Annotated in this window: 28 protein-coding genes; 8 read left to right on the top strand and 20 right to left on the bottom strand. The window is 60.0% G+C overall.

Features of this window, described 5'->3' with window-relative positions; translation table 11 throughout:
• Nucleotides 1-9: 9 nt before the first annotated feature.
• The 7 genes from flgG to flgF form a co-directional block, all read right to left on the bottom strand.
• On the bottom strand, nucleotides 10-798 hold the full coding sequence (gene flgG / locus ACSV9I_RS05020; RefSeq protein ID WP_054159679.1) for a flagellar basal-body rod protein FlgG: 789 nt from the start codon (nucleotides 796-798) through the stop codon (nucleotides 10-12).
• Between the two features lie 14 nt (nucleotides 799-812).
• Complete coding sequence (locus ACSV9I_RS05015; protein ID WP_054159680.1) at nucleotides 813-1,151, bottom strand: flagellar hook-basal body complex protein FliE; 339 nt, start codon at nucleotides 1,149-1,151, stop codon at nucleotides 813-815.
• Nucleotides 1,148-1,570: a flagellar basal body rod protein FlgC gene (flgC, locus tag ACSV9I_RS05010; protein ID WP_054159681.1), complete on the bottom strand. Its 423-nt coding sequence runs from the start codon at nucleotides 1,568-1,570 to the stop codon at nucleotides 1,148-1,150. Before flgC ends, ACSV9I_RS05015 begins: the two co-directional genes overlap by 4 nt.
• Nucleotides 1,570-1,965: a flagellar basal body rod protein FlgB gene (flgB, locus tag ACSV9I_RS05005; RefSeq protein WP_054159682.1), complete on the bottom strand. Its 396-nt coding sequence runs from the start codon at nucleotides 1,963-1,965 to the stop codon at nucleotides 1,570-1,572. Before flgB ends, flgC begins: the two co-directional genes overlap by 1 nt.
• 71 nt (nucleotides 1,966-2,036) lie before the next feature.
• A complete protein-coding gene (locus tag ACSV9I_RS05000) occupies nucleotides 2,037-2,597 on the bottom strand; it encodes a flagellar protein (protein WP_438327731.1) in 561 nt (186 codons plus the stop codon).
• A 2-nt stretch (nucleotides 2,598-2,599) separates the two neighbouring features.
• Nucleotides 2,600-3,991 (bottom strand): flagellar protein export ATPase FliI, encoded by a 1,392-nt coding sequence (gene fliI / locus ACSV9I_RS04995; RefSeq protein ID WP_438327730.1) that lies wholly within the window; start codon nucleotides 3,989-3,991, stop codon nucleotides 2,600-2,602.
• Nucleotides 3,992-4,004: 13 nt separating this feature from the next.
• Nucleotides 4,005-4,739, bottom strand: a complete 735-nt coding sequence (gene flgF / locus ACSV9I_RS04990; protein WP_438327729.1) for a flagellar basal-body rod protein FlgF — start codon at nucleotides 4,737-4,739, stop codon at nucleotides 4,005-4,007.
• 225 nt (nucleotides 4,740-4,964) lie between these two features.
• On the opposite strand from flgF, the gene motA reads away from it, so the two are divergent.
• The 6 genes from motA to ACSV9I_RS04960 all read left to right on the top strand — a co-directional run bounded on the left by motA (nucleotide 4,965) and on the right by ACSV9I_RS04960 (nucleotide 10,277).
• Entirely contained in the window at nucleotides 4,965-5,843 is an 879-nt protein-coding gene (gene motA / locus ACSV9I_RS04985) for a flagellar motor stator protein MotA (RefSeq protein WP_054159686.1), read from the top strand.
• Nucleotides 5,844-5,845: 2 nt separating this feature from the next.
• Nucleotides 5,846-6,796 carry a FliM/FliN family flagellar motor switch protein gene (locus ACSV9I_RS04980; protein WP_054159687.1) on the top strand — a complete coding sequence of 317 codons (951 nt, stop codon included), beginning with the start codon at nucleotides 5,846-5,848 and terminating at the stop codon, nucleotides 6,794-6,796.
• A gap of 60 nt (nucleotides 6,797-6,856) precedes the next feature.
• Nucleotides 6,857-7,507, top strand: a complete 651-nt coding sequence (gene fliN, locus ACSV9I_RS04975) for a flagellar motor switch protein FliN (RefSeq protein ID WP_054159688.1) — start codon at nucleotides 6,857-6,859, stop codon at nucleotides 7,505-7,507.
• 28 nt (nucleotides 7,508-7,535) lie between these two features.
• Entirely contained in the window at nucleotides 7,536-8,573 is a 1,038-nt protein-coding gene (gene fliG / locus ACSV9I_RS04970; protein ID WP_054159689.1) for a flagellar motor switch protein FliG, read from the top strand.
• Between the two features lie 175 nt (nucleotides 8,574-8,748).
• On the top strand, nucleotides 8,749-9,831 hold the full coding sequence (gene flhB / locus ACSV9I_RS04965; protein ID WP_054159690.1) for a flagellar biosynthesis protein FlhB: 1,083 nt from the start codon (nucleotides 8,749-8,751) through the stop codon (nucleotides 9,829-9,831).
• 5 nt (nucleotides 9,832-9,836) lie between these two features.
• Nucleotides 9,837-10,277 carry a hypothetical protein gene (locus tag ACSV9I_RS04960; RefSeq protein WP_054159691.1) on the top strand — a complete coding sequence of 147 codons (441 nt, stop codon included), beginning with the start codon at nucleotides 9,837-9,839 and terminating at the stop codon, nucleotides 10,275-10,277.
• Nucleotides 10,278-10,286: 9 nt separating this feature from the next.
• Here ACSV9I_RS04960 and visR read toward each other — a convergent pair whose 3' ends face one another.
• From visR to ACSV9I_RS04895, 13 genes are all read right to left on the bottom strand, one after another.
• Nucleotides 10,287-11,036, bottom strand: coding sequence for a transcriptional regulator VisR (visR, locus tag ACSV9I_RS04955; RefSeq protein WP_054159692.1), 750 nt, complete (start codon nucleotides 11,034-11,036; stop codon nucleotides 10,287-10,289).
• A 10-nt stretch (nucleotides 11,037-11,046) separates the two neighbouring features.
• The gene (gene visN / locus ACSV9I_RS04950) at nucleotides 11,047-11,793 is read right to left on the bottom strand and encodes a transcriptional regulator VisN (protein WP_054159693.1); all 747 of its coding nucleotides are present in this window, start codon (nucleotides 11,791-11,793) and stop codon (nucleotides 11,047-11,049) included.
• Between the two features lie 266 nt (nucleotides 11,794-12,059).
• A complete protein-coding gene (gene fliF / locus ACSV9I_RS04945) occupies nucleotides 12,060-13,757 on the bottom strand; it encodes a flagellar basal-body MS-ring/collar protein FliF (RefSeq protein ID WP_054159694.1) in 1,698 nt (565 codons plus the stop codon).
• A 156-nt stretch (nucleotides 13,758-13,913) separates the two neighbouring features.
• The gene (gene cheT, locus ACSV9I_RS04940; protein ID WP_054159695.1) at nucleotides 13,914-14,303 is read right to left on the bottom strand and encodes a chemotaxis protein CheT; all 390 of its coding nucleotides are present in this window, start codon (nucleotides 14,301-14,303) and stop codon (nucleotides 13,914-13,916) included.
• Nucleotides 14,304-14,316: 13 nt separating this feature from the next.
• Nucleotides 14,317-14,871: a chemoreceptor glutamine deamidase CheD gene (cheD, locus tag ACSV9I_RS04935; protein WP_054159696.1), complete on the bottom strand. Its 555-nt coding sequence runs from the start codon at nucleotides 14,869-14,871 to the stop codon at nucleotides 14,317-14,319.
• Nucleotides 14,868-15,257, bottom strand: a complete 390-nt coding sequence (locus ACSV9I_RS04930) for a response regulator (protein WP_006726293.1) — start codon at nucleotides 15,255-15,257, stop codon at nucleotides 14,868-14,870. Before ACSV9I_RS04930 ends, cheD begins: the two co-directional genes overlap by 4 nt.
• Nucleotides 15,257-16,309, bottom strand: a complete 1,053-nt coding sequence (gene cheB, locus ACSV9I_RS04925; protein WP_054159697.1) for a protein-glutamate O-methylesterase CheB — start codon at nucleotides 16,307-16,309, stop codon at nucleotides 15,257-15,259. Before cheB ends, ACSV9I_RS04930 begins: the two co-directional genes overlap by 1 nt.
• Nucleotides 16,309-17,217, bottom strand: a complete 909-nt coding sequence (cheR, locus tag ACSV9I_RS04920) for a protein-glutamate O-methyltransferase CheR (protein ID WP_438327727.1) — start codon at nucleotides 17,215-17,217, stop codon at nucleotides 16,309-16,311. Before cheR ends, cheB begins: the two co-directional genes overlap by 1 nt.
• Complete coding sequence (locus tag ACSV9I_RS04915) at nucleotides 17,214-17,681, bottom strand: chemotaxis protein CheW (RefSeq protein WP_054159698.1); 468 nt, start codon at nucleotides 17,679-17,681, stop codon at nucleotides 17,214-17,216. Before ACSV9I_RS04915 ends, cheR begins: the two co-directional genes overlap by 4 nt.
• Nucleotides 17,682-17,685: 4 nt before the next feature.
• On the bottom strand, nucleotides 17,686-19,929 hold the full coding sequence (locus tag ACSV9I_RS04910; protein ID WP_438327726.1) for a chemotaxis protein CheA: 2,244 nt from the start codon (nucleotides 19,927-19,929) through the stop codon (nucleotides 17,686-17,688).
• A gap of 16 nt (nucleotides 19,930-19,945) precedes the next feature.
• Nucleotides 19,946-20,311 (bottom strand): chemotaxis response regulator CheY1, encoded by a 366-nt coding sequence (cheY1, locus tag ACSV9I_RS04905; RefSeq protein WP_054159700.1) that lies wholly within the window; start codon nucleotides 20,309-20,311, stop codon nucleotides 19,946-19,948.
• Nucleotides 20,308-20,607, bottom strand: a complete 300-nt coding sequence (locus tag ACSV9I_RS04900; protein ID WP_054159701.1) for an STAS domain-containing protein — start codon at nucleotides 20,605-20,607, stop codon at nucleotides 20,308-20,310. The genes cheY1 and ACSV9I_RS04900 overlap by 4 nt, the downstream gene beginning before the upstream one ends.
• A gap of 136 nt (nucleotides 20,608-20,743) precedes the next feature.
• Nucleotides 20,744-22,378, bottom strand: coding sequence for a methyl-accepting chemotaxis protein (locus tag ACSV9I_RS04895; RefSeq protein ID WP_438327725.1), 1,635 nt, complete (start codon nucleotides 22,376-22,378; stop codon nucleotides 20,744-20,746).
• A gap of 622 nt (nucleotides 22,379-23,000) precedes the next feature.
• Here ACSV9I_RS04895 and ACSV9I_RS04890 point away from each other — a divergent pair.
• Both ACSV9I_RS04890 and glgA read left to right on the top strand, forming a co-directional pair.
• A complete protein-coding gene (locus ACSV9I_RS04890) occupies nucleotides 23,001-23,258 on the top strand; it encodes a DUF2934 domain-containing protein (RefSeq protein WP_438327724.1) in 258 nt (85 codons plus the stop codon).
• A gap of 125 nt (nucleotides 23,259-23,383) precedes the next feature.
• Nucleotides 23,384-24,835: a glycogen synthase GlgA gene (gene glgA, locus ACSV9I_RS04885; RefSeq protein WP_438328515.1), complete on the top strand. Its 1,452-nt coding sequence runs from the start codon at nucleotides 23,384-23,386 to the stop codon at nucleotides 24,833-24,835.
• The last annotated feature ends 2 nt before the right edge of the window (nucleotides 24,836-24,837 follow it).

The raw sequence follows: 24,837 nt of genomic DNA, 5'->3' as shown, positions 1-24,837 counted from the left end.
CAGTTGCCGTTACTTCAGGTTCTTACTGACGATCTGAGCCATCTCGTCGGCGGTGGTGATGACCTTGGAATTCATCTCGTAGGCGCGCTGGGCAGAGATCATGTCGGTGATCTCCTTCACAGCGTCGACGTTGGACGCTTCCAGGTAAGACTGCTTGATGTAGCCGAAGCCGGGGTCTTCAGGGGCTGCGACGATTGCTGCACCCGATGCGGCCGTTTCGGAGAAGAGGTTGTCACCGAGTGGCTTCAAACCGGCTTCATTGACGAAGTTTGCAATCGTCAGCTGACCCAGATCGGTGAAATCGGAATCATTGCCGATACGGGCCGAGACCTGGCCTGTACGACTGACGGTGACCTCGGTTGCATCGCCGGGAATGGTGATCTGCGGGGTCACCAGATAGCCGTCGATCGTCACCAACTGGCCTTCGGCATTCATGTTGAACGCGCCGGAACGGCTGTAGAAGGTCTGACCATCCGGGGTCTGAATCTGGAAGTAGCCGCGGCCGATCAGCGACAGATCGAGCTCGTTGCCGGTCTGGACAAGCTCGCCCTGGGTGTGGATCTGACGAATGGCGGACGTCTGAACGCCGAGACCGATGTTCGCGCCTTCCGGCACGATGGCCTGGTTGGCGCGGTTCGGCACGCCCTGAGCCCGCTCGGTCTGATAGAGAAGGTCGGAGAATTCCGCACGCGCCCGCTTGAAGCCGGTGGTGTTGATATTGGCGATGTTGTTCGCAATGACCTCAAGATTGGTCTGCTGGGCATCCATACCCGTGGCTGCGATGGCGAGCGCTCTCATAGGCGATACCCCTGCTAAATCTGCATCTTAGTGATTTCGAGATAGGCACTGACGATCTTGTCGCGGAAGGCAATCGCTGTTTGCAACGACTGCTCCGCCTGCATGACCGCATCGACGACTTCGCGTGTGTTCGCCTTGCCGGTCAGTCCGTCGAACGACGCCTGTTCGCTGCGCTTCAGGCTGTTGGCCGCGTCGACCGCGACATTGCCGAGCGCCTGCATGAAGGTTTCGCCGGTCGCCGTGCCCGGCGTCGTTCCCTGCAAGGTGGTGCCGGGGCTTTCGAAGAGGCTGGTCAGCGCTTCGGTCGACTTGGTGCCGGAGAGCGCGCTCAGTTTGGAAATGCTTTCAATCATTGCGAGGCCTTCAGCAGGGAAATGGTCTGAGAAATCATGTCGCGTGTCTGCTTGATGGTCTGCAGATTCGCTTCGTAGGACCGGTTGGACTCGCGCATGTCGCCCATTTCGATCAGGACGTTGACGTTCGGCATCTTGACGACGCCACGCGCATCAGCCGCGGGGTTGCCCGGGTCATATTCATTGATGAAATCCGACTGATCGACGCCGAGTTTCTTGACCTTCACCTCTTCGGCGCCCGATACGCGATCGAGTTCGCTGCCGAAGGTGATGGTCTTGCGGCGATAGGGATCTGCACCGGGGGTGTCTCCGGTGGTGCGCGCATTCGCAATGTTTTCGGATACGATGCGCATACGGGTGGATTGGGCCTCAAGGCCACTTCCAGCGATTTTAAGGGCTGCGCTCAAAGGGTCGGTCATCAGCGTTTCACCGTCATCAACATCATGCGATGGAAGGAGGACATCAGCGAAGTGTTCAGCTCGTGCTGACGCTTGATCTCGCCTGTCTTGGAAAGTTCTTCGGCAATGGCAACGGAGTTGCCCGATTCCTGCAGGCCGATCTCATCATTCAGTTCGGATTCTTCGATGCCGATGTTCTGATCGCTGAGGTCGTTCGAGGCCATGTGACCCGGCTGGGTCACCGCCATGCCCTGCACCATGGCGGTCCGATCCAAGACCGCGCTGAAGGGCGTGACGTCCTTGGCGAGGAATTTCGGCGTGTTGACATTGGCAATGTTGGTCGCGACCACCTGCTGGCGGGCCGAGAGCCACGCTGCCTGTCGCGATGCCAGATCGAACAACTGGATGGGGTTCATGGCGATACTCCGTCTAATACAATGCGGAGCCTAGGCCAGTAATCTTGCGTGGGACTTGCCCAGTTTGCCTTTTACTGATTTTCGTAGATTGCGCCGGTAGAGGTGACAATCACCCACTTGCCATCGCGCTGCTCCAGCGTGGCAACACGGCTTTCATCCGGCAGTATCGAACCAACCCGAACCAGGTACATGCCGTCTGTATCCTCAATCAGCGCACGACCATTGGCGACATGCAGAAGGCGGAACCCCTTCTGCCCCGGGAACGGCTGGGACAGCTCCTTTTCAGGCCCGACGGCCTGCTCGCGACCCAGTGTCGGAACCGTAGCGGTAATGATCTGGTCGACAGGCGCCTCGGGCGGCGTGCCACTATCATCCTTGTCAACAAGCGCCAGGGGAGACACGCTGAACACATTGCGCCCGGGTCCTTCGGGAAGGTCGCGCGTGCTGGCCCATTCGGCAGGACGTATGCCAAATTTCTCGGAATTGAAAAAGACGTACCAAGGAAACATCGCGGCGGCAAAGGCCATGGCGACGCCTGCCAGGCCAAGCAGACGGTCCATCGTCGGAACGCGGCGAGATTCACGCGTCGACTTGATTGGCATCACGGGTTCATCGGCATCGAAATCGGTCATGATCAGCCCCTTTGTCTCATACCGGCGCCGCCCGCCGCCGCCTTCAAGGCGTTGGCGAGATCGGCATAGGCGTCGGCTGCCGGCTTGTCGCCGGGTGTCTGTTTCAGAATTTCATAGATCACCGGGACCTGCTTGATCGCCATGTCGAGATCCGGATCGCTGCCGTTCCGGTAACCACCGATCAGGCGCAGGTCGCGGGTTTCCTCGAAACGGTGAATGAGTGCCTTCAGGCGCGAAACCAGCTTCTCTTGTTCGCCCGTCCAGGCTTTGCGGGCCAGACGCGAAATCGAGGTCAGCGGATTGATCGGCGGATAGCGGCCCTCATCCGCCAACGAGCGGTCGAGGACGATGTGACCATCAAGGATACCACGGGTCGAGTCGGCAATCGGGTCGTTGTGGTTGTCGCCATCGACGAGGATCGAGATGATCGCCGTAATCGTGCCCGCCCCCTCGGCCCCCGGCCCTGCCCGCTCAAGCAGGCGCGGCAGCTCGGTAAAGACGGAGGCCGGATAACCGCGGGCGATTGGCGGCTCGCCGGCAGCCGTCGCGACCTCGCGGATGGCATGGGCAAAGCGGGTGACGCTATCGACGATGAACAACACGTTCTCGCCGCGATCGCGGAAATGCTCGGCAATGGTCATGGCGGTCAACGGTGCCATCTTGCGCAGCATCGGGCTTTCGTCACTGGTCGCCACAACGGCGATCGATTTCGCCATGTTGTCGCCAAGCGTATCTTCGATGAATTCACGCACTTCGCGGCCGCGTTCGCCGACCAGTGCAATCACGACCTTGTCGAAGGCATCCGCCCGCGCCAGCATGGACAGCAAGGTCGATTTGCCGACGCCCGAACCTGCGAAGATGCCGAGACGCTGGCCCAGGCAGAGCGGAGAGAAGATATCGATGGCACGGACGCCCGTCTTGAAACCCGTGTCGACACGGCTGCGCGTCATCGACGGAGGTGCGGTCGTGGAGATCGGCCTGCGTTCGGTACCGGGCACCAGAGCTGCCCCCTGGTCTATCGGGTCGCCGAGTGCATTGATGGTGCGGCCGCACCAGCTTTCGTCGGGTGCGACGCGGAAAGCGCCCTTGCGGATGACCACATCATGAATGCCGATCGGCTCACCCGGCTCGATCGGGCAGACATAGCAGACATCCGGTTCGACGCGAACGACCTCGCCGAGGTGAATGCCCGTGGCCGACCGATGAGCGACGAATTCACCGAGGCGCACATGCCTCGACAGGCCGGCGACGGTATAATGGCCCGCTGCAATCGTGCGGACATGGCCACCCTCTGCCACCGCGTGTTCCGGACGCGCATAGCGTTGCGCAAGCCCTGCCACCTGGAGGAGCTGGGCTGCGATCGGAAAGTCACCGGCGGCTGGGTCCGTTGTCATCAAGTTTCAGGCCTTATGTTCCACCGCCAAGGACCTTAATGGCCTCGCTCAACGAACTCTCGCTGTCACGGATCATCGCGCTGACACTTTCGAAGGCGCGATTGACCTGGATGAGCTGCGTCATCTGGCTGATGCCGCTGACATTGGAATTTTCGACATAACCCTGCATGACGGAAATCTCGGGATTGTCGGCGACCGGCTGCGGCGGGTCGACTGTGGTTACGCCGCTGTTCTCATAGCGCACGAAACCGTTGCGTACGTCAGCGGTAAAGACGCCGAGCGTTGCGACCATGCGTCCGTCCTGCATGATACGGCCATCCGCGCCGACTTCTGGCGGGCCTCCATTGCGGTTTAGCTGGATTGCGCCACCGCCAGAATCGAGAACCGGATAACCGCGTACGGAGACGAGGTTGCCCTGCTCCGTCATCGTGAAGCGACCGTCGCGGGTCAGAACCTGTCCAACCGGCGTATCGATAGCGAACCAGGCATCGCCCTTTACCGCGAAATCGAGCGGATTGCCGGTTTCGGCAAGTTCACCATTCTTGGTCGAAAGATAGTCATTGCCCTGGCTGACGAAGGCGACCTTGGCGTTGAGTTCATTGCCGGTCCGGCTAAGCATCTCGTCGAACTTCACCTCCGTGCCACGAAATCCAACGGTGTTCACGTTGGCCATGTTGTCGGCGATGGTGGTCAGTCGGCGCTCGAGCGCCATCTGGGACGACAGGGCTACATAAATTCCGGATTGCACTGAATCTGCCTCCGCACGTGATGAATTTCAGCAAATCATTATCCAAGGCGGAATATCCTGCCCTGACATGGCTCGTTCTTGCGGCAAAAGCCTTGCGCGAACCTGTCGGCCACGTTCTCTTCGAAATGGCTGGGTCGGTCTTGTAGCAGCGTCCCCGCGGATCAGCCTCACGCAAGGCACGAGCCGTATCGCTCAGGCTGCGAAGTAACGTTCAGGTGCGGGCAAATGAATATCATCATCGGATTTGTGATCACTGTCGGCTGCGTGATCGGCGGCTACATGGCGATGGGCGGGCATGTCGACGTGCTCTTTCAGCCTTTCGAGCTGGTGATCATCGGCGGCGCCGGCGTCGGGGGCTTCATCATGGCCAACCCGATGAAGGTGGTGAAGGATACAGGCAAGGCGCTGGGCGAGGCCTTCAAGTACAAGGTACCGAAGGAGCGCGACTATCTCGACGTTCTCGGTGTTCTCTATTCTCTGATGCGTGACCTGCGCACCAAGTCACGCAACGAGATCGAAGCCCATATCGACAATCCCGAAGAGTCATCCATCTTCACCGCAGCGCCGAACCTGCTGAAGAACAAGGAACTGACATCCTTCATTTGCGACTATGTCCGCCTGATCATCATCGGCAATGCCCGCAGCCATGAGATCGAAGCGTTGATGGACGAAGAAATCGACACCATCCACTACGACAAGATGAAGCCCTACCACGCCATGACCGCCATGGGTGACAGCTTCCCGGCGATCGGTATCGTCGCGGCGGTTCTCGGCGTTATCAAGGCGATGGGCAAGATCAACGAGTCGCCGGAAGTGCTCGGCGGCCTGATCGGCGCCGCACTGGTCGGCACCATGCTCGGCATCTTCCTGTCCTACTGCCTCTGCAACCCGCTGATCGCGCAGATCAAGGGCGTTCGGACCAAGCAGCACCGCCTCTACATCATCGTTAAGCAGACGCTGCTGGCCTACATGAACGGCTCGGTTCCGCAGGTGGCACTCGAATATGGCCGCAAGACCATCTCCTCGCATGAACGTCCGTCGATCGACGCCGTCGAGCAGGAAATGATGAACCCGGGCGGCGGCGGTGAAAGCAAGGCGGCTTGATCATGAGTGAAGCAATCACGTCCGAAACGGTACCGACCATAGACAAGTCACTTCTCGCTCGTCTCACGGGTGGTCTTGGCGACACAAAGACATTGCAGCGGATCTGCGCCGACTTCGGTCAGCTCTACACGGAATTTCTGCCCGACGTCGTTCACAGCGAAACCGGCATGGTGATCCAGGTTCACTATAACGGCTATGACAGCGGCATGATGACCGACCTGATCGCCGAACTCGGCGACAATGTCGTGCTGGCCGATGGCCAGTTGCGCAACTGGTCGCCCAATTTCGTTCTGGCATCCGGCAATGGTTTCGTCATCACCTTGATGGAAAACCTACTCGGCGCGCTACCGGAAACCATCACCGAACCGATCGAGCGCCCCCTGTCGCAGATCGAGCTCGATCTTTCGGTCATGGTTTTCGACAAGATCGCCAATGTGCTGCGCAGCGGCGTCAATGCCGCGGGCGGTTTCGAACCACTTCTGGAAAAGCCGCATAATGCCGAGGACCGGCCCAAGCTCGATGAGGACCATGTCGACGAATATGCCGTCACCATCAAGATGGGCATCACGCTCGGCCCGGTAACGTCGGAGTTCTACCTCGTCATCCCGCAGAGGGCTCTCCTGAAGACCGTGGTTACCCTGCCGAAATCGGCCGGACAGGGCGGTCGTGGCCGCAAGGAATGGCAGGAACAGATTGCCGAGCAGGTGCGCCGTTCACAGGTCACGCTGGAAGCCCGCATTCGGCTGGAATCGCTGACACTCGATACCATCTCACGGCTGATGGCCGGCGACGTCATCCCGTTCCGCGACAAGGCCGACGTGATGGTGGACGTCAGCGCGAACGGCAAGGACCTTTATCGTTGTGAATTTGGTCGCGCGGGCGATCGCTACACGGTCAGGGTCAAGGACAATGTCAGCAGCGAAGACGACATCCTCAGGCATTTGATGACGTAAGCATTTGCCGAGGCGGGTCCACGGCAGTTTGACGCAAGTTTAAACAGGAATAATCACTCCATGGCTACGAAAAAGACCCCACAGACGGATGATGCGTTCGCAATGCCGGGCGCCAGCGACAGCGATTTCGATCAGGCCGTCGACGATCTCCGTGGTGTGCTGAAAGCCGATGCAGACGGTGGGCTGCCGGATATCGGTTCGGACTTCGGCACCGGTTTCGGCGGACTCGATGACAGCGCCTCGGACCCGCTCGCCGCGTTCGAATCGGATTTCGGCGGAAGCGCTGCGGCACCCGCCGGTGATTTCGGCAGCGACGATTTTGGCGGCGGTGATTTTGGCGGAGGCGCCCTGGGCGGCGCTGGCGATTTCGGCGGCGGTGATCTTGGCGGCGACCTGGGCGGCGGCATGGATTTCGGCGGCGGCGCCAGCACGCAGCAGGCGCCGGGAAGCGGACTGACGGCCAATCTCGACCTGATCATGGACATTCCGATCGAGGTCCAGATCGTGCTCGGATCAAGCCGCATGCAGGTTTCGGGCCTGATGAGCCTTGAGGAAGGCGCGATCATCGCGCTCGACAAGAGGATCGGCGAGCCCGTCGAGATCATGGTCAATGGCCGGCGCATCGCGCGCGGCGAGATCACGGTTCTTGAAAACGACGATACCCGATTTGGCGTCAAACTGATTGAAGTGATGGCGACGAAGACATCCTGACCCATGAAGGGCCAGAGAGGAAAAGACCATGATGGACTTTGAAGATTTCGGCGGTGCACTCAGCGGCAAACCACTTTCCCAGGCAGACAAGGCGGCCGCCGTGCTGCTGGCCATGGGAAAGGGCGTCGCTGGAAAGCTGCTCAAATATTTCACCCAGGCCGAATTGCAAATGATCATCGCGTCGGCCCAGACGCTCCGGACGATCCCGCCGGACGAACTGACGGGCCTGGTGAACGAGTTCGAGGACCTGTTCACCGAAGGCGCGGGCCTGATGGACAATGCGCGCGCCATCGAAGCCATTCTCGAAGAAGGCCTGACCCCGGAAGAAGTGGACGGCCTGCTTGGCCGCCGCACGGCTTTCCAGGCCTATGAAGCCTCCATCTGGGACCGTCTGCAGGACGCTGATCCGGATTTCATTGCCAAATTCCTCACGCGCGAGCATCCCCAGACGGTCGCCTATATTCTGTCGATGCTGCCGTCGACCTTCGGCGCGAAGGTTCTCCTGAAGCTGCCGGAAAGCCGGCGCGCCGACATCATGAACCGCACCGTCAACCTTAAGAATGTCAGCCCCAAGGCCGCGCAAATCATCGAGAACCGGGTTCACGACCTGATTTCCGAAATCGACGCCGAGCGCAACTCCACCGGTTCGGCGAAGGTTGCCGAACTGATGAACGAGCTCGACAAACCCCAAGTCGACACCCTGCTGCAGTCGCTCGAATCGATCAGCAAGGAATCGGTCAACAAGGTTCGCCCGAAGATCTTCCTCTTCGAAGACCTGCTCGCCATGCCGCAGCGCAGCCGCGTCATGCTGCTCAACGACATCGCGGGCGACATCCTCACCATGGCGCTTCGCGGTGCCAACCCGGAAATCAAGGAAATCGTGCTTTCCTCGATCAGCCCGCGCTCGCGCCGCATGATCGAATCGGACCTTCAGGCCGGCACGGCCGGAATCAATCCGCGCGAGATCGCGATCGCCCGGCGCGCCGTGGCCCAGGAAGCCATCCGGCTTGCCAATGCCGGCCAGATCCAGCTCAAGGAAACCGAAGGCGAGAATCAGGCGGCCTGAGACGCCGGGTCTGTTGAAAACACCACCTCTCGAACGCCCGCCGATTGAACCCCGATCGGCGGGCGTCTACGTTCAGCCCATGGCGGCCGTTGAAGGGCCAAGCCAGCGGATCGTGATTGCACCGGTCACCCGGCAGATCTAGCGGCCGTAAACGCCTTCGAGGATTGCGGCACATATGGCCGACGATGAAGACCAGGACAGCAAAACCGAAGACCCGACCGAAAAGAAGCTGCGTGACGCGCGCGAGAAGGGCAACATTCCATCCTCTCGCGAACTCCCTCTCTTCGCGACGTCGCTCGGTTTCTATGTCTATTCGGTGTTCTTCATGCCGGATGGGGTCAACCGTCTCTCCGAGACGCTGAGGGATATTTTCGAACGGCCTGAGCAATGGCGGCTCGGGACGGCCACCGACACGGTTTCGCTCTTCACCCATCTGGCATGGGAAATCAGCGCCTTTCTGGCTCCACTGATGCTGCTGGTCATGTTGCTGGGCGTTGCGGCGAATGTCGCGCAGCACCTGCCCGCCTTCGTGCTTGAACGCATTCGCCCGCAAGCCAACCGAATCTCGCCGATGAAGGGGTGGGAGCGCCTCTTCAGCATGCAAGGCATGGTCGAATTCGGCAAATCCGTATTCAAGATCGTGATCATTTCGACAATCATGGTGTTCATGCTGCGCCGCGACTACTTCGGCATGATTGATGCCATGTTCTCCGATCCGCAGGTCATCTTTGTCAAATTCTCCGAGATCCTGGAGAAGATGATGCTGATCATCGTGATGTCGACCGGACTGCTTGCGGCCATTGACGTGTTCTGGACCCGGCACCACTGGTACGAACAGCTTCGCATGACCAAGCAGGAGATCAAGGAAGAGTACAAGCAGGCTCAGGGCGATCCGATCGTCAAAGCGCGCCAGCGCTCCATCGCACGCGACAGGGCCCGCAAACGCATGATTGCCAATGTGCCACGCGCCACGCTCGTGATCACCAATCCCACCCATTATGCCGTGGCGCTGCGCTATGTGCGTGAGGAAGGCGATGCGCCGGTGGTGGTCGCCAAGGGCCAGGATCTCGTTGCGCTGAAGATTCGCGAGATCGCCCGCGAGAACGACATTCCGATTTTTGAAGATCCGCCGCTCGCTCGCTCCATGTTTGCGCAAGTCTCGGTCGATAGCGTCATTCCGTCGATATTTTACAAAGCCGTGGCCGAACTCGTTCATCGAGTCTACGCGTCGCGCGCCCCGAAGAGACGGATACGCTAGCGACAATGAAAAAGTGCTCCTATACCGACCAGCGTGAGCGTATCGTGGCCGAGGCAATCAGCCCGGTGGCCAGCGAATTGCGGCTTCTCGATGCGGCAGACCTGATTTCGCTGCTTCGGTTCGAGCTCAATGGCAATTTATCCGACCTCGTCTCGTCGGCAGCCGAACTTTATTTCCATCCCGGCACTGTGGTCTTCGGAGCAGGTGGTGAATATCGGCTGGAATGGGGCGGACCGCCAGAAATCATTCTCGATATCGAGATCAAGCCACGCGACATCACCATCTATGCCCAGCTCGTGCTGACGGATGCCCATGCGGCGATCGACATCAAGCATATTGCTTTCCACAAGAGTGCCGGTGATCCGGATGCAAACACACGCATGCTCACCGAGCGGCTTCAGGAAGCACGCTTCGTCAAGGGACAGGCGACGCCAATCTACGGGTAAGGCAGGTGATCAGGTGATGTAGCCGAGGCGAATCGCCTTGGCGATTGCCTGAATGCGATTGACCGAATCAAGCTTGATCGTCGCCGAACCAAGATAGGCGTTCACCGTGTGCACGGAGAGGCCGAGACGCTCGGCGATTTCTTCACTGATTCGGCCATCACCAGCGAGCTGGAGGCAGGCAATCTCGCGTTCGCTGAGCGTTTCGGCCGGCGCAGAGCGACGCTCGTCGAGCGACAGGATTTCCGTCATGACGCGGTAGCAACGGCTATGCACGGCAAGGATGAGTTCGCCCGGAAGATCCGCGCCACCAGAGGTCGGAAAGACAATGAAACCATTGCCAACCGCGCCCAGCCTGATCGGAAATGCGATCCCCGAATAGGGCAGAAGCCGCTCGTCGAGCTGGGTCACAAAGGGCGTAAAGTCGGAGGCATCGAGAAAGCCGGTCTTTTCCTGGGCGCTCCACAGGATCGGAAGGGTCGATCCATCGATCTGATTGAGCAGTGTCTCGCCATAGGCCGCGATGAAGGCGTCGCGTCCGCTTGCCAGCGCCGGGCTCCAGCTTTCGAATTCGGGATGGAGGCGCCGCTTGTGCGGCAGGCTCGCACCGACAATCCGGAAGGCAGCAAAACCGCGTGCATTCAGCGAGCGCTGAAGGGAGACAAGCTTGGGGAAAATGTCGGAGCGCGATGTCGGAAGGCGCTGACCGGTCCAGGTCGCATCTTCCAGAACGGATCCGCCCGACCTGCTCTGACTGGCCATTGCTGTTCCCTTATACCAGGTTGTTGCGGACGGCATAGGCAATCGCTTCCGACCGCGTCTTTGTCGCGGTCTTGCGCATGACGCTGGTGATGTAGTTGTTGATCGTGTTGCGCGAGATCCCGAGGATCGTCGCAATTTCGTCGCTCGTCTTGCCTTCTGCGATCCAGTAGAGGCATTCCAGCTCGCGCTCCGTCAGATCGAATTCGCGATCCGGCTTCTGCGATTTGGAGTAGGAGAGGCTCACAGCATAGCCGGTCAGAAGGCCCGTTTCGCGCAGGCGCTCCGGCGACAGGACGAGATCCTGGCGAAACAGCAGCAGCAGCGCCAGGCGATTGCGGCCAACGGTCAGCGTCAGCGTGCAGTATTGGCGGCTCAGGCCCGCGGGCACAAAGGCGTCATCCGGCAGGATCGCATATTTCGGCTGCAGGACGGATAGGCATTTCTCCAGTTCCGTGGACTGGGAATAGGTCGTCGCCAATTCGCTTTCGAGGCGCCGCACCAGATCGAAGGGCCAGTCTGAGGCAACGACGAAGTCAAGACCCATTTCCTGGACGAGATCGTAGCGCGCAAGCAGGTAATGGGATGCACCGACATATTCACAGAGCAACCGCAGGCAATGCGCGATGTCCCGCGACAGCGCAGGCGAAGCCAGCTTCCGGATCAACATGTCTTTTGACGACGCGCCGCCTAGCGATCCACCAGGGACCGCAGCCGTCGAGCGTCCATCCGCTTCACCTGTCGTGAGCTCGGCATCCATTCAATAGCCCCTTTGAACTGATCGCCTTGCAAGATCAATGCTTTTACGCGCCCCAAGCGGAAATCGAATCACTGCAACCACCGCTTTCACGCCTACCGAATCATGCGCATTGTAAAATATAAAGTGCCATAGATCACAGAGCAGGTCGGCATCCCACACTGCATCGAACATGCTTGGTCCACAGGCTCATCTCAACCATAATAATCTAGGGGTAAACGCAGAAAGCCGCACCTCTCGGTGCGGCTTGTACAATTTTTGCGAGTAGATCAGGCTGCGTTGTCCACTGCCCATTTGCGGAGAATCTTGGCGGCGCGCTCTTCGGAGATCTCCACCATGCGTGCCAGGCGGCGCTCCGGACCTTCCTTGACCCGGCGGTTGAAGCCACCATTGGGATCGTCGTCCATCGTCAGCAGGTCGTCGGTGGAATCGAAGCCGAAGTCGGCACCGAAGCCATCCATCAGGCCGCCGCCACCACCGCCACCCAAAGCCGGCGAGAAGTCTGGCAACTCCAGGCCAGCCGCCTGTTCGCCGATACCGCCCGCCAAAGCGGTCTCTCCTGCACCGCCGCCACCGGCCGTGCGGATCATCGGGCGGATACCCATCCAGACAATCAGGAAGGCGACGGCAACAAAGGCAAGCGAGTTGATAATGCCGCCAACGTTCCGGCTGAGGATTTCCATCACGCCGGGACCCGTGGCAGATTCTGCCAGAAGTTGGTTTTCGAGGAAGTCCATCGCCGTCAGGGTGACGACGTCGCCGCGGGTCGTGTCGAGGCCAGAGGCGGAGGTTACGATCTTCTGCATCTCTGCCAGATAGGCATCGATCTTGGCCTGGTCGACAGGCTCGCCGACCATGGTTGCAATGCGCCCGCGGTTGACCACGACAGCAACGGACAGTTTTTCGACGGTGTAGCTGTTTTTGACCGTAGCGACCGTCTTGCTGTTGATCTCGTAGTTGGTCTGCTCTTCCTTCTTGTCCTGCTCATCGGACGATTCAGGTCCAGCACCACCAGATTGCGGAGCAGCCTGGGGAATGTTCTGCTCGACGGTGGCTGCGGTGTCGGACTGACGCTGCAGCGACTTCTGTGCCTCTTTCGTCACGCGGACAGACCGTTCGACGCGCGATTCAGGATCGTAGATCGTTTCCTGGATCTGCTGGCTGTCGGTGTTGATCTGGGCAGTCACGCTCGAGCGGAAGTTGTCCATGCCGAGGAAGGGCGCCAGCGCCTTGTCGATATTGGTCTCGATCTCGCGCTGGACCGACTGGACGACACCCAGCGAGCGGGTCGCTTCGCCGCCGCTTTCGTCGCCGGCGGCCAGAAGCTGACCGGTGGAATCCAGAATCGTTACGTCCTCGACATCGAGGCCGGGAACCGAGGAGGCGACCAGTTGCCGAATCGAGGCTGCGGCCTTGCGGCCGGCATCAGACGAGGCGCGGACCATGACGGACGCGGTCGGCTTCTGTTCGCCGCGGCGGAAGTTTCCGACGTCCGGCATGACGATATGCACGCGTGCGGCCGCGATGCCGCTGATCTGCTGGATGGTGCGTGCGACTTCACCTTCCAGAGCGCGGACACGGGTCACTTCCTGCATGAACGAGGTCAAGCCGAGCGAACCGACATTGTCGAACAGCTCGTAGCCGGCATTGGCGCTGTTGGGCAGACCACGCTCTGCAAGCAGAAGACGCGCCTTGCCGGTCATTCCGGCAGTCACACTGATGCTCTGGCCGTCGCTACCAGTCTCGAAATCTATTCCGGACTCGGCAAGCGCAATGCTGATCTGATTGAGATCAACGGGTTCCAGACCGACATAGAGCGTCTCGTAGGAAGGCTTGTTGACGTAGAGAGCGCCTGCAAGAATGATCGCAAAAGAAACAATAGTGACGCCGGCCATGGCGAGCAATTTCGCCTGGCCCATCGCGGCAAAATTCTTTGATACCTGAAGTAACTGATTTAACAGATTCATTCTGTCTCGCACCATCAACGACAAAGGTCAGGGCGTTCTTGCCCTCGGTGCGAACATAGAAACCGAAACTTGTGCGAGCGTTTCGCGGGAGGGGGGTGCCGAAATCATTTCGGCAAGTCGTCACCAGAGAGCCGGTTCTACCGGCATCGCGCTTCTTCAGAAGAAGTCGAAGTCGCCAGCCACCTTGGCGAGCGGCTGGGAATGGCCGTGGCGCAAGCCGGCGCCAAGGGCTTTCTGCATATCGGCAAGCTTGACCAGGCTCAATGCCGTGGTCATGTCGATCATCCAGTCAGACGGAATAGTTGCCGTGATCGTATCAATGAATTCCGCCAGGCCGCGCGCTTTCTGCACGGCCAGGTCAATACCTTGCAATACTTTGAGGCCGTCCGGGTGCTCAAGCACCTGGGGGCCACCCAGGTCGAGGAGATGAGGTTCCACACGCTCGATCAGGTAAGCTACGTCGTGCAGCTCGCTGACGATGCGCATAAGGATCTCCGGGAGCTCCTCTTGGAAAACTTGGTTCCCAGCAGTTGAATCTTTATGCATCCGATTTCCAGTTTTAGAAGAACTCGATTGATGTTTCCACGGGCTTCGACACAGGTGCGGGACGCTGCTCCATTGCGACCGTCTTCTGCGTTTCCGCGCCCGTAAGCGGGTACTGCCGAGCCCGGCCGCTGACGGGCCAGAACTCTAGCTTACGACCATGATCGCCACCCGTTGACGAACCGACAACCTTAATGCCTTCATCACGCAAGAATTGCATGGCAAAGGCCGCATTCTGTTCACCGACATTCGAAAAAGTCGCAATCGTCTTGGCGCCACCGAAGATCTTGGCTTCCAGACGATCCCTCCGTGCTCCCTTTTTCAGGAGGCCGTTGATCAGAAGTTCCATCAGATGGACCCCATAGCGGGTGGCGTCGCCGCCCCCGGCTCCAGGGACCGCCGAGCCCGGCAGGAGGAAGTGGTTCATGCCGCCCACCCCTGCAATCGGGTCCCGGATACAGGCAGCAACGCACGAACCAAGGATCGTCGACAAGACCACATTGGGATCATTGACGACCTTCCATTCGCCCTGAATGATATGGACGCGCTTTGCTGCACTGTCGTCAATCATTTTAGTGCTCCGAATACAGCCTCGATGGCCGCCTTCATCTTTTCGATTGTGAAGGGCTTTGCGAGAACGTTGTTGGCGCCGAGCTGGGCGGCCTTCTGAACCAGCGCGCGGTCACCCTGCGCAGTCAGAATGATGAATGCCGCCTTCTTGGTGTTCGGGTTGGTGCGAACGGCCTGAAGGAGACCGAGACCATCCATCTTCGGCATGTTGAAATCGGAAATGACCAGATGATGGGGCTGCTGCTCCATGATCTTCATCCCCTGCTCGCCGTCGCCGGCAGCGGTGATCTGCTTGAAGCCGAGCTGGGTCAGGGCGTCGCTGAGGAGGAGGCGACTGGTGACCTGATCGTCGACGATCAGAACTTTGATTTTTTCGGCTAGTGACATTATTCGATACCTTCTTTTCGGGCGGCAGTTAGCTTGAGGATTTCCTCCCCAATGGATCCGAGGGGTAGTTGGTGCTCGACGGCGCCGAGTTCGTAGGCGACGCGTGGCATTCCGTAGACCACACAGGTCTTTTCGTTCTGGCCGATGGTGCTCGCACCGGAGTGGCGCATCTTCAGCAGGCCGGACGCGCCGTCGCGTCCCATGCCGGTCAGGATGACGCCAACGGCATTGCGTCCGGCAAGTTCAGCAACCGAATCGAACAATACATCCACCGATGGCCGGTGTCCGTTGACGGGAGCGCGCTCCACCAGTCGGCAGCAGGGCGCAGATGGATTGGACACCTGCATGTGGCGGTCGCCACCAGGGGCCAGATAGATCTTGCCGATCTCGAGGCGTGCGCCATCCGTCGCTTCCTCGACAACCGGGGCGCAGAGGCGGTTCAACCGCTCGGCGAAGCTCTTGGTAAAGGTCGACGGCATGTGCTGCGTGATCACCGTCGGCGGGCAATTGCGCGGAAACTTCTGAAGAACCGAGATCAGTGCCTCGACACCGCCGGTCGATGAGCCGATCGCGACGATCTTGCGCCCGACGCGGAAGTCTTTGGCAGGCGCCATCGGAGCGGCAGTCGGCTGTGTCGGCTGGACCCGCTGGAAGCGATGCTGCGAGCGCGCCGCCGCCTTGACCTTGTCGGCAAGCTCGCCAAAGGGGCGCGGCTCGCCGGGCTGCGGCTTGGCAACACAGTCGAATGCGCCGATTTCGAGCGCAGCCAGCGTCGCTTCGGCGCCGCGATGGGTCATGGTCGAGACCATGATCACCGGCATTGGCCGGAGCTTCATGATCTTTTCCAGGAATTCGAGGCCGTTCATATTCGGCATCTCGATGTCGAGCGTGACGACATCCGGGTTGAGCTGCTTGATTGCGGCCCGTGCCTCCATGGCGTCGCCCGCCTGCCCGACCACATTGACGTCCGGGTCCTGGTTCAAGACAGCCGTAATCAGACCACGCATGGTCGGGCTATCATCGACAACGAGGACGCGTGCCGGAGTTCCCATCATTTACGCCCTCCGTGCTTGCCGAGATAGCGATAGGTCGTGATCCCGATGTTGTCGAAATCGTTCTTGATGTCTCCGGAAACGCGCTCGGAATGGCCGATATAGAGATGGCCGCCAACCGGCAGAAGGTCAGCAAAGCGGGTCCAGATCCGCATCTGTGTCGGCTCGTCGAAATAGATGACAACGTTACGGCAGAAGATCACGTCGAACTGTCCCTTGAATGGCCACTGGGCCATCAGGTTGAGTTCGTTATACGTAATCAGACGCTTGAGACGATCATCGACCTGGTGCTTGCGCCGGCCGCCGATCTCGACCTCCGAGAACCACTGCTTGCGGATCGCGGGCGATACCGTTTCCAGAGCCTGGTCGTCATAGGCACCCTGCCGCGCAATCGCGAGGATCTTGGGGTCGATGTCGGTCGCCAGGATCTTGAAGTCGTAGTCGAGCACCTGCGGGAAGGCCTGGAAGACTGTCAACGCAATGGAATAGGGCTCCTGGCCATCCGAACTTGCGGCCGACCAGATCCGGACCCGGCCGCCGGATTTCGCCCGGGCGATAAGCCCTGGAAGAACCTCGTCGCGCAAATGCTCGAAATGGTGGTTCTCGCGAAAGAACCGCGTGAAGTTTGTGGTCAGGTGCGACAGCATCTCACGACGCTCGGCCGCACCTTCAGGAGAAGACACGAGCTGGCAATAGGCCCGGAATCCGGACAGGCCAAGATTGCGGATGTGCTTCGATAGCCGCGAGTAGACGAGCGACGCCTTCGAGTCGTTCAGAGCGATGCCGGCATCCGAATAGATCATCGCTGCAATCTCGTTCAGATCGCGACGCGTTAGCGGATACTCGCCACTGGCCAGCACCTCATCGTCCGAGAGGCGAGAACTTGGCACTTTAAGGTTCGTCGTCATGCGGCCTCGCTTTCGGTGTCGTTAAACAAGGCACTCAGTTCGATCAGACAGATCATGCGGTTCTCGATGGCGAGGATTCCGCGTGCATACTGCTTTTCGAGATCGGAGGAGACCTCGGGTGTCGGCTGAATGTTATCATCCGTCACGGTTAGAATGTCGGACACGGCATTGACCAAAAGCCCGACAATCCTCGATTTCACTTGGGCCACGATAATGACGTGGCGTGCTGTCGGTTCGGCCGGCTTCATGCCGAGGCGCAATGACAGGTCCATGATCGGCAGCACGGCACCGCGCAGATTGATCACGCCCATCACATAATTCGGTGCGTGCGGTAGAGGTGTGGCCTTCGTCCAGCCGCGGATCTCACGCACCGACATTACGTTCACGCAAAATTCCTGGTCACCGATGCGGAATGCGATCAGTTCGCGATTCCCTGGCCCCAAGTTTTTTACCGCATACGACATCCTGTTACCCTGCTACGGCCAACGACATTTCCTGCCTCAGGGACTGACCGCGCGAGGCGGCAACGACCGCATCCACATCAAGGATCAGAGCGACGCGGCCATCACCGAGGATGGTTGCGGCGGCGATACCCGGAACGTGGGTGTAGTTGGCTTCCAGAGACTTGATAACGACCTGGCGCTGACCCTGGATGGCATCGACCATCAGAGCGCGCTGACCGCCGCCTTCGGACTCGACCAGCAGAGCAACACCCTCGACCGGATTGGCCTGTGTGCCGCGGAAGTTCAGGATCCGGCCGACATCCACCAATGGGCAGAAGGAGTTACGGATCGAGATCAGGCGCTGGTTGGCGCCGAAGGAGTGGATGTTCTGTGCCTCGGGCTGGAGCGTTTCGACAATCGCCGTCAGCGGGACAACCAGCGTCTGGCCGGCAACCGTGACCACCATGCCGTCGAGAACGGCGAGCGTCAGCGGCAGGCTCATGGTGAAGGTCGAGCCCTGGCCCGGACGCGAGGTGATCGAGATACGACCGCCGAGAGCCTGGATGGAGCGCTTGACCACGTCCATGCCGACGCCGCGGCCGGAAATGTCGGAGATCTTGTCCGCGGTCGAGAAGCCGGGCGCGAAGATCAGGTTGTCGATCTCTTCGTCCGTCAGGTTGGCATCGGCTGCGATCAGTTCGTTGTCGATCGCCTTCTGCTTGACGCGCTCGCGGTTGATACCGGCACCGTCGTCGACCAGTTCGATGACGATACGGCCCGAGCGATGCTTTGCCGTCAGCTTGATCGTGCCTTCCGGCTCCTTGCCAGCGGCCGCGCGCTTCTCAGGGCTTTCGATGCCATGGTCGACGGCGTTACGGATCATGTGGGTCAGCGGCTCGGCGAGCTTGTCGATGACCGTTTTGTCGACTTCGGTGTTTTCACCTTCCGTGACCAGGCGGATCGACTTGCCGACCATGTCGGCGACTTCGCGAACGATACGCGACATGCGCTGGAAGACCGGCTTCACCGGCTGTGCGCGGATCGCCATAACCGAGTCCTGGATCTCGCGGGTGAGCTGCTGCAGCTCTTCGAGGCCCATGTTGACAGCGGAGGTGCCGGTCGCATCGTTTTCGATGACGCTCTGCGAGAGCATCGCCTGGTTGATGACGAGCTCGCCGACGAGGTTGATCAGGCGGTCAACGCGATCGAGATCGACGCGGATGGTCTGACCGGCGGTCGAATTCGCCTGGGCTGCGGCTGCGGCTGCGGCAGCAGCGGCGGCAGCTGCCGGCGATTCCTTCTTTTCAGCCTTTGCAGCACCGGACGTCACCTTCATGACGTTGCTTGCCGTCTGAGCGGCTTCTACGGCATCTGCAACGACCTGGCTCGGCGCTTCACTGGCTTCAGAGCCTTCATCCAGCATCGAGAGGTCGAAGGGAACGGCGACCATTGGCGGCTCTTCGCCCGGGGCCTTCTCTTCTACGAACGGCGTGACCTCAAGGTCGCAATCCCATTCGGCGAACTCAAAGACTTGGCGGATCGCGTCTTCACCCTTCTCGGCCGAAATCTTGATCTTCCAGCCGAAATAGGAGCCTTCCGGATCGATGTCGTCGAGCGACGGCAGCTCATCCATGTTGCAGTTGATGGTCATCTCGCCGAGACGGGCGAGATCACGCAGCAACAGGGTCGCTTCATTGCCCTTGGCATAGAGATCGCGGCGCGGCTTGAAGCTGACCTCGAATATTGAAGCAGCCGGCGCTTCGTCTTCCCCATCAAAACTGTCGAAGGTGAATGGAATCGGCTGGAAACCACTATCGTCGGACGGGGCCGGAGCCGGTGCAGCAGCCTTCGGAGCCGCAACAGGAGCGGCGGAGGCTGCAGGCATCTCACCATTGGCCAGCGCTTCCAGTTCCTTGACCAGTCCGCTGGAACGGCTTTCGTCGACGCTGCCGCCGTCGCGAGAAGCGGTGACCAGGTCGGCGAGCACGTCGGCCGACTTGAGCATCACCTTCATGACTTCCGGGCCGGGTTCCAGCTTGTTGGATCGAACGCAATCAAGAGTGGTCTCGAAGACATGTGCGAAGGCGACCAGGTCGTCGAGACCGAAGGCACCTGCACCGCCCTTGATGGAGTGGACGGCACGGAACACGGCATTGACCGTCTCCGGATCGCGATCCCCATCGTTCATTTTCAGAAGACCGGATTCCAGTTCGGCGAGCTGTTCCTCGCATTCCTGGAAAAAGATCTCTTTGATTTCGTTCATATCCATAGGAGAAATTCCCGGCTTAGGCGGTTACACGCTCGATGGCATCGATCAGCTTGGTCGGGTCAAACGGCTTGACGATCCAACCAGTCGCACCGGCCTGGCGGGCACGGTTCTTTTTCTCTGCGTCGCTCTCCGTGGTCAGGACCAGGATCGGAACTGCGCGGTACTTGTCGTTCTTGCGGACGCCCTCGATGAAGCCGAAGCCATCCAGACGCGGCATGTTGATGTCGGTCACGATGACATCAGGGTTGCACTCTTCGAGCACTTCCAGACCTTCAATGCCGTCTTCGGCCTGGATGGTCTCGAAACCTGCATTGTTGAGCGTGACCAGAAGCATGTTCCGTATGGTTCTGGAGTCATCGACGGTGAGCACTTTTTTCTTCATTTGCGGATCTCCTTGGCGAGCAGATGATCGATGTTGACGCCGATTAGTTGCAATGTCTTCGAGAAGGCCTCCGAGGCCTTTTCAAACGAGAGGGGATGCTTGTCTGATTCCCATGCCTTGGCTGCCGCCATCAGGACCTGGACGCACTGTGTGCCGAGCCGCTCTACCCCCGACGCGTCGATCACCAGAGGCGCACCGCGCAAAGACAGAAGATTGGCCTTGAGGTTGGAGGCCTCATTCAGGTCCATCACCGCCGGAAGTTTCAAGCCCTTCCGTTCGCCCTTCTTTGTTGCCATCATTCGTTTCCTTGTCTCACGAGGCAGGTTCCGTCGTAGCCCAACAGCCGTCTGGGCTGTGCCCATCTCACGGTGAAACTGTTCGCCCTGTCCGCCCCTGGGTTTTCTATGTATCGCAAGGTGGTAAACAATCTTCTCAACGGCCCAGCCCCGCGATCTGGAGGGGGTAGGCCAGTTCGACCTCAAAAGCGTCAGAAGACGCTCCGAAGGGGTCCTGACGCGCTAGATCCGCTTCACCATGCAACCCGACCTGACCGCTATGGGTCCTTCCGGTTGCTGTGCGCGGAGCGCGGTGCTGGCGCTCGATCTGGAATTCGCGAATCGTTGCGCCCAGTTCGAGGATGACCTTGTGCAAGTCCCCAGCGCCGTCCCGCGACCGACCGGCAATTTCGACGGTTGTCGCGAGTTCCCGACCAAGGCCGGCAACCGTGCCGGTCAGGCCGGAGAGATCACTGGCCTGGCGGCCAGTGTCGCCGGCGATGCCCGAGACTACAGTGCTGATCTCGCCAACCTGGACGACGATGTCAGCAATGGCGCCTTGTGTCTTTGCCACCATGTCGACACCGGCCTCGACCTGGTTCTTGGTGGTCGAGACCAGGGTCTTGATTTCGCGCGCGGCATCGGCGGAACGTTGGGCAAGTGCCCTCACCTCCTGAGCAACGACCGCGAAGCCGCGTCCGCTGTCGCCGGCGCGGGCAGCCTCAATGCCGGCATTCAGCGCCAGGAGGTTGGTTTGGAAGGCAATTTCATCAATCGCGCCAATGATATGGCCGATCTGTTCGGCCGAGGCCTCGATATCGGCCATGGCGGAGATCGCCTGACCGACGACCTGACCGCTTGCCTCGACGGAATGCTTGGTGGCGGCGACGGATGTTTCCGCGCGGCGTGATTTATCGGCCGTTTCGCGAATGCCGGCGGTGATCGCATCCAGCGCGTCGCTGGTCTCGCCAAGTCGGTCGGACTGGATCGAGGCGCGATCAGCGAATTCGCGCGCAGCCTCCGAAGCGTTGCTCGTCGCCCGAGCAGCATGGCCGAGCTTCTCCTCCGAAGCGAGGAAGGCCGTCTGGAGCTGTTCGATGGCCGCGTTCATTCGTGAGGCAAGATCAGCGAAGGCTTCGGGAACGTCAGGAGCCATCCGCACCGTCAGATCGCCCTCGGCCAAAGCATCGACGACCGGACGGAAGATATCTTCGACGGCCGCTCGATCACGCTCTCGCTGCTGGGCGAGATCACGGTGGTGCTTCAAGCGCAGTTCGTTGAAGCGCAGCGACACGGCGATTTCGACATCGACCATGACAAGGCGCAGGAGTGAAGCAACAAGGTCGGCCACTTCGCGCTGGCGGCGGCGGCTCGATGGCAGAATACCCCCCGCACCCGACTCGGTGATCAGCGCGGTAATCATGTGTTCGAGAACGACGGCGTGACCGGCGATATGCCAGCGCGGATCAAGATCCATGCGGCTTTCGGTGTCGGCCAAAACCTTAACGCGTTCGGCATAGAGCGCATCGAAGCGCGCATCGGTCAGAACGTCCCAATGGGACGCCAGAAGATCATGCAGCCGGTCGTAATGACGTTCGCTGGTGAAGGCGCGCGAAGCATCGGGCGAGCTTTGCAGGCGCTGAAACAGGTCGCGCAGCGCCGTCGGCACCGGCGCTGTCAGGGCTGACCGGTTCTGTCGCAGCATTTCGCGCTGGCTCTCGTCGAGCCCGGCAAAGCGCAAGCGATCCCGCAGGCTACCCGCCTGTGCGCCCGTCGCCTTCTCCGTGGACATGTCCTGACCTGCCATAACACCCGCATCACGGCCGACCATTCAAGGTGGCCAAATGAGCGAACTCGACTCTAGCTGACGGATGCCCTCGCAAAAGCTGCACATGTTGAAGCTCAAGCCCGCACCACGGCCAGCCGCTGTCGCGCTGCTCCATGATCATTTCAGACCGGACCGATACCGGTACGACGGGACGGCTTCATGCCCGAAGGAAACCACTCAAGAGGTCCCACTCCGACGTGTGCATCAATGTTTATGGTTAATTCCTTGCCTGAAGGTTAATAATGTCTCCACCTCAAACGTTTGTGTCTAATATATTTCCATATTCTTTACTTCCGGTATGCCCACGCGGATCCGAACACGGGACGCGGGAACCTCATGCGCAACTCAGCGTTTCTCGCATTGAATTGGACCCCGATGCGCCACCGCGCCCGTTGCGTGGCAAATTCTCAAAGTTGCAAAGGGAACCAATCGCTCGCCAAGACGTTTCTGTCCTGCCCTGCTTCCAATGAACGAGAGTGCCAGGGACGTACGCGATGGGGGTCGTGACGTCCGGCTGCCGACGGTGCTTCTGCTCCGCCGAACCTCGGCCATGCGCGGGCCTGAGCGGCGACGACGGAGACATGACATGGCAGATCGAGACTATGATTGGATTGCACGCCGAGCCTATGCGCTCTGGGAGGAAGAGGGGCGGCCGCATGGGCGCGACGACGCCCATTGGCAGGTCGCGGTGAAAGACTACGAGATTCTCTATCGTTCCGCCCGCGAGACCGTCGAAAACGCCGAGCGCCGTATCGCGGAAGCCCAGGTGTCGGCAGAACGCGAAGATCTTTCCATCCCGGACATGCCGGACGCCACCACACGCCAACCAAGGAGGCCGACATGACATCCATGGCAGGAACACATATTGGCCTCGCCCTTGGCCGCGCGCAGTTCATTCAGCATATTCGCGACGCTTACACCTTGGACGAAGCCCCCTCCCCGACCCGGACAGGGTTCCCTGGCAAGCATCTGAACGTGCTCGCCGTGACCTCCGAAATCTTCCCGCTGGTGAAGACTGGTGGACTGGCGGACGTGACGGGCGCGTTACCGAAGGCGCTTGCCCGCTTCGGCATCCGCACACACACGCTGGTCCCAGGCTATCCTTCGATCCTGGCTCTTGCCCGTCTGCACCCGCCGCTTATGGAATTCGACAGCCTGCTGGGCGAACGTGCGACGCTGCGCCATCTCGAAATCGACGGCTTGAGCCTGTTCGTGCTCGATGCTCCCTCGCTCTATGAACGTGCGGGCGGACCTTATGTCGACGAACACGGCCATGATCATCCGGACAACTGGAAGCGCTTTGCCGTACTGTCTCTGGCCGGCGCCGAGATCGCAGCCGGCGCTCTGCCTGGCTGGAAGCCGGATCTGGTCCATACGCATGACTGGCAGTCGGCACTGACATCGGTCTATCTCAAGCATATGGGCAGCGATGTGCCAGTTGTGCTGACCATCCACAATCTTGCCTTCCAGGGCCAGTATTCATCATCGCTGTTGTCGCAGATCGGCCTTCCGCCAGAAGCTTTCACCACCGAATGCATGGAGTATTACGGTGACATCAGCTACCTCAAGGGTGGCCTGACCACGGCTGAACACATCACCGTCGTCAGCCCGACCTATGCGCGCGAGATTCTCTCGTCCACCTTCGGTATGGGGTTGGATGGTGTGTTGAATGCGCGGATGGACCGCCTGCAGGGGATCGTCAACGGCATCGACACCGAGATCTGGAACCCGGCGACGGACCCGTATCTGCCACATCGTTTTGACCTGAAGACCGTGCGCAATAAGCGGCACAACAAGGCAGTTCTGCTGGAGCGATTTGGCCTTGAACCCGGTGAAGGTCCGCTGTTTTCGGCGGTAACGCGGGTAACATGGCAAAAGGGCATGGACATGCTGGCCGAGGTGGCGGACGAGATCTTCCACTTTGGCGGCAAGCTGATCGTGCTTGGCCAGGGCGACCATGACATCCAGGCCGCTCTGCAGGAAACGGCGCGCCGCTTCCCCGGGCGGATGGCCGTTTCTGTCGGTTACAACGAGCCGACGGCGCACCTCATCCATGGCGGCTCCGACGCGATCATCCAGCCATCGCGCTTCGAGCCCTGCGGTCTCACTCAGCTGTATGCGATGCGCTACGGCTGTGTGCCGGTGGTATCACGCACAGGCGGCCTCTCCGAGACGATCATCGATGCGAATGATGCCGCCTTGTCTGCACGGGCCGCGACTGGCTTCCAGTTCCACCCGGTTCGGGCGGAGGGTCTCCGTCAGGCCCTCAGACGTGCAGCCGAGACCTATCGTGACAAGCGCAAATGGGCACGCCTGCAGATGCAGGCCATGCGGGCGGATTATTCCTGGGACCGCAGCGCGGAACGCTATGCCGAGGTCTATACCCGCTTGACCGGCGACGCCGCACAACGCGCATCCTGAAC

Source organism: Rhizobium sp. G187 (assembly GCF_051549525.1).
Lineage (GTDB): Bacteria > Pseudomonadota > Alphaproteobacteria > Rhizobiales > Rhizobiaceae > Allorhizobium.
Note: the sequence above shows the minus strand (reverse complement) of the source record. Positions and strands in the feature narration are given on the sequence as shown.